The sequence below is a fragment of the Nitrobacter sp. 62-13 genome (assembly GCF_001896955.1).
Lineage (GTDB): Bacteria > Pseudomonadota > Alphaproteobacteria > Rhizobiales > Xanthobacteraceae > Nitrobacter.
Genome location: NZ_MKRN01000027.1, coordinates 1 through 7,164 on the forward strand (window position 1 = coordinate 1; position 7,164 = coordinate 7,164).

The window sequence follows — 7,164 nt, forward strand, 5'->3', positions numbered from 1 at the left end:
TCGACCCGACCAAGGTCGTGCGCACCGCGATCCAGAACGCCGCGTCCGTCGCCTCGCTCCTCATCACCACCGAAGCGATGGTCGCCGAACTGCCGAAGAAGAACCCCCCTGCCCCGGCGATGCCGGGCGGCGGCATGGGCGGCATGGATTTCTGATCCGCGCCAGTATCCAACACCACGAGGGCGCGGCGAAAGCTGCGCCCTTTTGTTTGATCACCGCCGATATGTGACTCTCAAATGCACAAAGCCGGCCAAGCCCGGCTTTCAGTGGCGGCATGGATTTCTGATCCACGTTTCTCAAACGCGATGCGGCACTCATGCCATTCCGCGGAGCGGGATCTGCTTCAGGCAAGCTCTAGGAAACGCAAAACCCCCGGCAGCGATGCCGGGTTTTTTGTTTGTCTTTATTAAAAGCGAAGAAATCCCTAGAGTCTGTTTCAACTGAATCAGGATCGTCGCTTATCTTTTGTTTGAGCATGATCTTTTCCGAAAACCGGTTTCCACTTTTCGGGATCATGCTTGCCCCGCCGTCATTCCGGGACGCGCCGCTTGGCGCGGGCCCGGAATCCATACGCCCTGTCCTTGCGTTCATCTGTAATCGCCAAGACAGGGGTTATGGATTCCGGGTTCGCTCACAAGATGTTCGCGCCCCGGAATGACGAACGTTTGTCAGAAGCGCTCGAACTATTCTGACCCCGGGGCCATATCCGTCAGGCGTTAGCTCGCAATGCTCGGATAAAGATCAGTCCAATTTGGATTATCTTCCTCGACCAGACGAATCTTCCAATCGCGACGCCACTTCTTCAGCTCTTTTTCTCGCGTGATGGCATGGGCAATGTCGTCGTAAGTCTCGAACCACACAAGCTTGTCGACGTTGTAGCGCTTAGTGAATCCCTCTACAGATTTTGTCCGATGCTCGTGGACGCGTCGCACGATATCGTTCGTGACGCCGAGATAGAGCGTGCCATGCTTTTTGCTGGCAAGCAGATAGACATAGCAAGCCATCGCGACCGCTGGGGTTCTGAATTCCGGGCTCGCTCGCAAAAGGCTCGCGCCCCGGAATGACGACAGGAATATTTTTGCACGTCTGGAGATCGACGCGGATTATTTCTACGCAAATGGCGCAAGCGTGCGCTTACCTCAACTCCTCCGGCAACGGCTCCAGCACGTTGCCCTTGGGCTCCGCCACCACGTCGATCGCAAAGGTATCGACCGTCAGCGGGCCACGTTTGCGTTGGAGCGTTGCGACCCTTTCGACGTGATTGAAATATTGCGCGACCCGCGGCCAGTTGTCCGACCCGTCATCGACGTAAAGCAACCTGCCCGTGAGTTGGTTCGCGTCCGGCGGCGGCGCGTTGATCCAGCGGATGCGCTCGAAATGCTGCGCCACGCACGTGCCCTTCGGCAGATAGAATCGAAGCCAGCTCGTCACGCCATAGCCCTGAGCGAGCACGCAGTGCGCGCCGTTTTTCACGCGCAACGCTTCGATCCCGGCGGCGAGATCGCGCACGCCGACGCCGACGCTGCGCACCGAGGCATCGCGCCGATATCCTGACAGAAGGCCGGTGTTCACCTGCACCACCAGCGCCACCAACATCGTAACGCCCACGGGCACCGCCCAGCGTCGACAGAGATCGGCGAAACGCCGCCCGCGCTGCTGCCAGCGCGCGATGTCGGACGCTACCGCCGCCGCGATCGCCAGCGCCGGATAGATTGGCCCAAACCAGTTGGCCTCGACGCGGCCATGCAGCGAATGCCAGACGAAATAGATCGTCAACGTCCACACCGTCGCATTGATCAGCACGCGCGCGGCGCGCGTGCCCTCGCCACGCTTCGACAATGCAACCAACCCCATCGCGGCGAGAGCGAACACCGGAGGGGTCGCGAAAACGATCTGGGTCGGGATCAGCTCGACGATATAGCGAAGGGTGAACTGGTCCACGCGCGCGCGGCCGAACTGCTTGACGAAGGATGCCCAATGATGTTCGGCGTTCCAGATGATCACGGGCGAGAACATCGCCAGTGCCACCAGCCCGCCGAGATAAGGCCACGGCGTCCGCAGCCAGCGCCGCAACTCCGGCACGGCGAGCAGCCAGATCAGGATCACCGGACCGAAGAACAGCGCGGTGTATTTCGACAGCAGCGCCGCGCCGACGGCCGCGCCCACCGCGAGCCACCACGTCCCGCGCCCGGTCACGAGCAATTTGGCGAGACACAGCAGCACGAAACTCGATGCCGCCATCAGCGGTGCGTCCGGCGTGACGATCACGGTGCCGGCCGCGACCATCAGCGTGACGTTGAGAAAAACGGTTGCCGACGCCGCCGCCCTTGCGCTGTCGAACAGCAGCATTGTCGTGCGGTAGATCGCGAAGCTCATGGGCAGCGCCAGCAGGATCGATACCAGCCGCACGCCGAATTCCGTATCGCCCGCGATCATGGTGCCGAGGCGGATCACGATCGCCACCATCGGCGGATGATCGTAATAGCCGCCGGACAGATGCTTCGACCATGTCCAGTAATAGGCCTCGTCGAACGTCAGCGGCGTCAGCGCCGCGCAGACGAGGCGCAGCGCCACCAGCACGAGGACTGTGACAACAACGGCGCGGACGGTCCGCGTCTCGGTCATCGCCGTGCTATCGTCTGCGCCAGACGAACAGGCTGGATACCGCGTAGTTCCAGACCACGCCCATCAGCGCCCCGGCCGCACCCGCCAGCCACCAGATCGGCTCCTGATCGTAGACCGAGAACGCGACGCCAACATTGGCAAACAGGCCGACGCTGCAAACCAGGTAGAAAACAAGGAGACCACGCAGCAGGCCGAGCCCCTTCAGGCGCTGATCGCGATAGGTCAGGAAATTGTTGAGCAGGAAATTGCTGGTCATCGCCAGGAGCGCGCCGAAGGCCTGGGAATGCGGGAACGGCCATCGCAGCGCATCAAGCGCAATGAGCAGACCGACGAAGTGCACGACGAGGCCAACCGATCCAACCAGCGCGAACAGCAGGAACCGCAACGACACCGCATCGCGCGTCAGCTTCGCCAGCACGAGACCCAGAAAGTCCAGCGCGACCATCGAATCCAGCTTGCTCTCGCCATGCAGCCGCGAACCGAAGGTGAAGGGAATTTCCGTGACCCGCAATTTGCCGTGGGCGGTGGCGATCACGTCGAGCAGGATCTTGAATCCCTGGGTCGAAAGCTCAGGCGCAAGCCGTTCGAAGCGGTCGCGGCGGATCATGAAAAAACCGCTCATAGGGTCGGCGATGTCGACGCGCAGCAGTTTTTTTGCAACCGACGTTGCAAGCATGCTGAAACCGGCGCGCTGCTTGTCGAAGCTGTCGGCGCTGCCGCCTTCGATATAGCGGCTGCCGACGACGAGGTCGGCGGAGCCGTTTTCCAGAAGCGCGAGCATCGTCGGCAACCGGGTTTCATCGTGCTGAAGATCGGCATCCATCACCGCAGCGCACGGCGCGCTCGACGCCAGAATGCCCTCGATGCAGGCGCCCGAGAGGCCGCGCCTTCCGATCCGCCTGATGCAGCGAACGCGCGGATCGGTCGCGGCCAGCTTCCGCAGCACCTCGGAGGTGCCGTCGGGCGAGTTGTCATCGACATAGATGACTTCCCACGCAATTCCCGCCAGCGCGATGGACAGCTTGCGGTACAGCGCGACGACGTTGTCGTGCTCGTTGAAGGTCGGCACGACGACGGAAAGCTGGGGCGTCACTCTGGCTGTCAGTTCGACCGGATCCGGCCTGAGGGCTTCATTCATGGCGCCAGCATATATCCGTGGCGGTCGCAGATGCCAAGGCGACCGGCATCGAGCATCAGCCAGCCGAATCAGCGGGTGTCCAATTCTTCCAAAAGCTGAAAATATATGGAAATCAGGCCGAACGCCAAGAACTGGAACAACAACGACCACGAACAACAGGGCGCGCGTACATCCGGCGCAGCCGAGTTATCCCGTGGTCGTCCCGGCGATGGAACGAGCTTCGACACCGCCGTTGGGACTGAGATAGGTACGGCCGCAACATTCGCAAGGGGCACGTCAGATGGCAGGCAAGGCAGGCAAGATCTACATCGGCATCGGCGGCTGGACCTTCGCGCCGTGGCGCGGCGTTTTCTATCCGGACAAGCTGGCGCAGGCGAAGGAGCTAGCCTACGCCGCCTCGAAACTCACCTCGATCGAGATCAACGGCACGTATTACGGGTCGCAAAAGCCGGAAAGTTTCCGCAAATGGGCGCGCGAGGTGCCTGACGGATTCGTGTTCTCACTCAAGGGGCCGCGCTTCGCCACCAATCGGCGCGTACTGGCCGAGGCCGGTGATTCGGTGAAGCGCTTCTATGAGTCGGGCGTGCTGGAACTTGGGGACCGGCTTGGACCAGTGCTGTGGCAGTTTGCCCCGACCAAGACGTTCGACGAAGCCGATTTCGGCAAATTCCTGGAGCTGTTGCCGCGGGAGCTGGAAAAGCGCGCGCTGCGGCATGTGGTCGAAGTCCGCCACGACAGCTTTTGCACGCCTGCGTTCATCGCGCTGCTGCGGCGGTTCGAGGTGCCCGTCGTCTTCGCCGAGCACGGCAAGTATCCGGCGATCGCCGACGTCGTCGCGGATTTCGTCTATGCCCGCTTGCAGAAGGGAAGCGACGACATCAAGACCTGTTATCCTCCGAAACAACTCGACGCCTGGGCCGAGCGATTTCGGACTTGGGCGGAAGGCGGCGAGCCGGACGACCTACCCCGCATCGACACTGCCAGGCCGAAGAAAATACCGCGCGACGTCTTCGCTTACGTGATCCATGAAGGCAAGGTGCGCGCACCCGCAGGCGCCATGGAGCTGATCGAACGCATCAGGTGACGGGAGGACACGACATGACGGCGGAAAGCCGGCTCTTCACCATCGGTTACGAGCAGACGCCCGCGAGCGCCGTGCTGGACGAGCTGGAACGGGCCGGCGTCAAGCTGCTGGTCGATGTCCGCGCCGTCACGTCGTCGCGCCGTCCCGGCCTTTCAAAGAACCAGCTCGCAACGAACCTCCATGGCCGTGGCATCGCCTACCTGCACCTGCGCGGACTCGGGACGCCGAAGCAGGGCCGGCTGGCCCGGCAGAGCGGCAAGTTCGATGTGCTGCGCGACATCTACACAGCGCATCTGAAGACACCGCAGGCGCGCGAGGAATTGGACGAACTCTCAGCGCTCGTCAGGCAAGCCGGGCCTGTCTGCATTCTCTGCTATGAGCGCGATCATCAGCACTGCCACCGCCGCTGGATCGCCGAAGTCATCAAAGAGCGCACCGGCGCCAAGATCGAGAACCTCGTGGGCCGATTCTAGCATTCGCGTCCTGTTTCAGTGCGCATTCTTGCGAATGTTGGAATCGAAAGACCACTCGCAAACATGTGTTGCCAGTGGAGTTTTGAATTTGACATTCGCATTCCGACGCGCGGCGAGGTCCTAGCCCGCACCGCGGATGTGAGAGCCGACGGCGTCCTGCAGCCAGTGCGGGCAAAGCATATCCTTGGGCTTGACCCGAGGATGGATTGCGACCGGGCGCGCGAAGAAAACGCTGCGAACCCAAAACATGGAGCCGCTTCTGATCCCATCAGTAGCGGCTCCGGGCCATGTGGAAGTTCGCTTATTGTTCCCTTACGCGCCGTTGCGACCGCCTGCTATCAGTAGTTGTACGGATGGGCGTTCGGGCTTGTGGGGGCTCAGTGCGTTGGAAAAAGTCGCGCGCACCAACTTTGGCCGCCGTGCTGGCATGTGCGGTCATGGCTCGGTCATTGGCCCAGCCGGCATCCGGTCCGCCGTTGGCCGACACGCTCGTCGGCGGCTCGAAACCCGAACGTTTCCTGTTTTTCAGCGGTGTCGATCTCTGGCGTAACGGACAGGCCGGCTACGATGGAATGATGCTGGCGCCGCAGGGAGACTTGAATAAGGACGGCTTCCTGATCCGACTGTTCATGTCCGATGATTTCGAGCGTTACGATACGCCGACGCAGCACTTCACCACCAACATCTTCCGCGCTTCGGTCCTGCCGGGATGGCGCGTCAAGCGCGGCAATGTCGAGATCAAGGTCTTCGCAGGGCCCGCCCTCGAAAGTCATGCGTTGAAACCGGATGTTCCAACCGACAAGCTGCGCGGCAGCAACTTCGGCGCTCGCATCGCGACCGAGTTATGGTGGGAGCCCACGCCCGCGATGATGGTGGCGGCGGCCGCTTCGGCCACGACCATCGGATCGGGATACAGCGCCCGTGCGGCGGCCGGCTGGCGCTTGTGGGACAGATTCTGGATCGGGCCTGAAATCGCCGCATCCGCCGACGAGTATTCCACCCAATACCGGATCGGCGCGCACCTCACGGGTTTCAAGACCGGACCGGTGGAATGGTCGGTCGGCGCCGGCTACCTCGAAGACAGTTTCGACCGCAACGGCATCTATGGGCGGATCGGCGTTCTGTTCCGGAAGTGACGTTTTCGAAATCGTTTGATCGGGCCGATCCTGTCCGAAAGCCGGTTTCCACTTTCGGGATCATCTAATCCAGCGTGCGGCGGAATCGCGTCACCGCGATCACCATCGCCACCAGCATGAGCGTCAGCAATGCGAGCGTATCGTACTGCAGGTTTTGCAGCGTCGCGCCCTTCAGCATGATGGCGCGGACAATCCGGACGTAGTGCGTCAGCGGCAGGCATTCACCGACATACTGCGCCCAGACCGGCATACCCGCGAACGGAAACATGAAGCCGGACAGCAGGATGCTTGGCAGGAAGAACATCATCGACATCTGCATCGCCTGGAGCTGGTTCTGTACGATGGTCGAGAACGTATATCCAACGGCCAGGTTGGTCGTGATGAACAGCGTCGACAGCAACGCCAGCAGCGTCAGGCTTCCCTCGATGGGAACGCCGAACAGCAGCGCTCCGATGCCGATGATCAGTGCCGCCTGGATGAAACCCACCAGCACGTAAGGCAGGATCTTGCCGATCATTACCTCGACCGGCGTGATCGGCATCGAAAGCAGGCTTTCCATGGTGCCCCGCTCGATCTCGCGCGTGACCGACAAGGCCGTGAAGATCAGCATGGTCATGGTGAGGATGGTGCCGACAAGCCCGGGCACGATGTTCAACCGCGAGGACGCCGCGGGGTTGTAACGTGCATGCGCACGAATCTCGAATGGCG

The 7,164-nt window shown here is 61.7% G+C and carries 8 protein-coding genes; 3 read left to right on the forward strand and 5 right to left on the reverse strand.

The genetic code is table 11. The annotated features are described in order from the left end of the window. Positions 1–354 precede the first annotated feature (354 nt). The 4 genes from BGN91_RS03685 to BGN91_RS03700 form a co-directional block, all read right to left on the reverse strand. Positions 355–570 carry a hypothetical protein gene (locus tag BGN91_RS03685; RefSeq protein WP_292610628.1) on the reverse strand — a complete coding sequence of 72 codons (216 nt, stop codon included), beginning with the start codon at positions 568–570 and terminating at the stop codon, positions 355–357. A gap of 146 nt (positions 571–716) precedes the next feature. Beyond that, the gene (locus BGN91_RS03690; protein WP_292610629.1) at positions 717–1,004 is read right to left on the reverse strand and encodes a GIY-YIG nuclease family protein; all 288 of its coding nucleotides are present in this window, start codon (positions 1,002–1,004) and stop codon (positions 717–719) included. A gap of 130 nt (positions 1,005–1,134) precedes the next feature. Next, on the reverse strand, positions 1,135–2,625 hold the full coding sequence (locus tag BGN91_RS03695) for a glycosyltransferase family 39 protein (RefSeq protein WP_292610631.1): 1,491 nt from the start codon (positions 2,623–2,625) through the stop codon (positions 1,135–1,137). A 7-nt stretch (positions 2,626–2,632) separates the two neighbouring features. Further along, positions 2,633–3,763 carry a glycosyltransferase family 2 protein gene (locus BGN91_RS03700; protein ID WP_292610633.1) on the reverse strand — a complete coding sequence of 377 codons (1,131 nt, stop codon included), beginning with the start codon at positions 3,761–3,763 and terminating at the stop codon, positions 2,633–2,635. 280 nt (positions 3,764–4,043) lie between these two features. Between BGN91_RS03700 and BGN91_RS03705 the strand changes: the two genes are divergently transcribed. The 3 genes from BGN91_RS03705 (at position 4,044) to bcsS (ending at position 6,456) form a co-directional block, all read left to right on the forward strand. Further along, positions 4,044–4,847 (forward strand): DUF72 domain-containing protein, encoded by an 804-nt coding sequence (locus tag BGN91_RS03705; protein WP_292610635.1) that lies wholly within the window; start codon positions 4,044–4,046, stop codon positions 4,845–4,847. A 14-nt stretch (positions 4,848–4,861) separates the two neighbouring features. After that, positions 4,862–5,320 (forward strand): DUF488 domain-containing protein, encoded by a 459-nt coding sequence (locus BGN91_RS03710; RefSeq protein ID WP_292610637.1) that lies wholly within the window; start codon positions 4,862–4,864, stop codon positions 5,318–5,320. 437 nt (positions 5,321–5,757) lie between these two features. Further along, complete coding sequence (bcsS, locus tag BGN91_RS03715; RefSeq protein WP_292610639.1) at positions 5,758–6,456, forward strand: cellulose biosynthesis protein BcsS; 699 nt, start codon at positions 5,758–5,760, stop codon at positions 6,454–6,456. Between the two features lie 64 nt (positions 6,457–6,520). On the opposite strand, the gene BGN91_RS03720 is transcribed toward bcsS, so the two are convergent. Beyond that, positions 6,521–7,164, reverse strand: a 644-nt coding sequence (locus BGN91_RS03720; protein WP_292610641.1) for an ABC transporter permease, incomplete at its 5' end; no start/stop codon positions are given.

Excerpts from the sequence above, each read along its gene's own strand:
- BGN91_RS03700 (WP_292610633.1), bottom strand. The coding sequence starts at position 3,763 with ATGAATGAAGCCCTCAGGCCGGATCCGGTCGAACTGACAGCCAGAGTG.
- bcsS (WP_292610639.1), top strand. The coding sequence starts at position 5,758 with ATGGCTCGGTCATTGGCCCAGCCGGCATCCGGTCCGCCGTTGGCCGAC.
- BGN91_RS03710 (WP_292610637.1), top strand. The coding sequence starts at position 4,862 with ATGACGGCGGAAAGCCGGCTCTTCACCATCGGTTACGAGCAGACGCCC.
- BGN91_RS03705 (WP_292610635.1), top strand. The coding sequence starts at position 4,044 with ATGGCAGGCAAGGCAGGCAAGATCTACATCGGCATCGGCGGCTGGACC.
- BGN91_RS03695 (WP_292610631.1), bottom strand. The coding sequence starts at position 2,625 with ATGACCGAGACGCGGACCGTCCGCGCCGTTGTTGTCACAGTCCTCGTG.
- BGN91_RS03685 (WP_292610628.1), bottom strand. The coding sequence starts at position 570 with ATGGATTCCGGGCCCGCGCCAAGCGGCGCGTCCCGGAATGACGGCGGG.
- BGN91_RS03690 (WP_292610629.1), bottom strand. The coding sequence starts at position 1,004 with ATGGCTTGCTATGTCTATCTGCTTGCCAGCAAAAAGCATGGCACGCTC.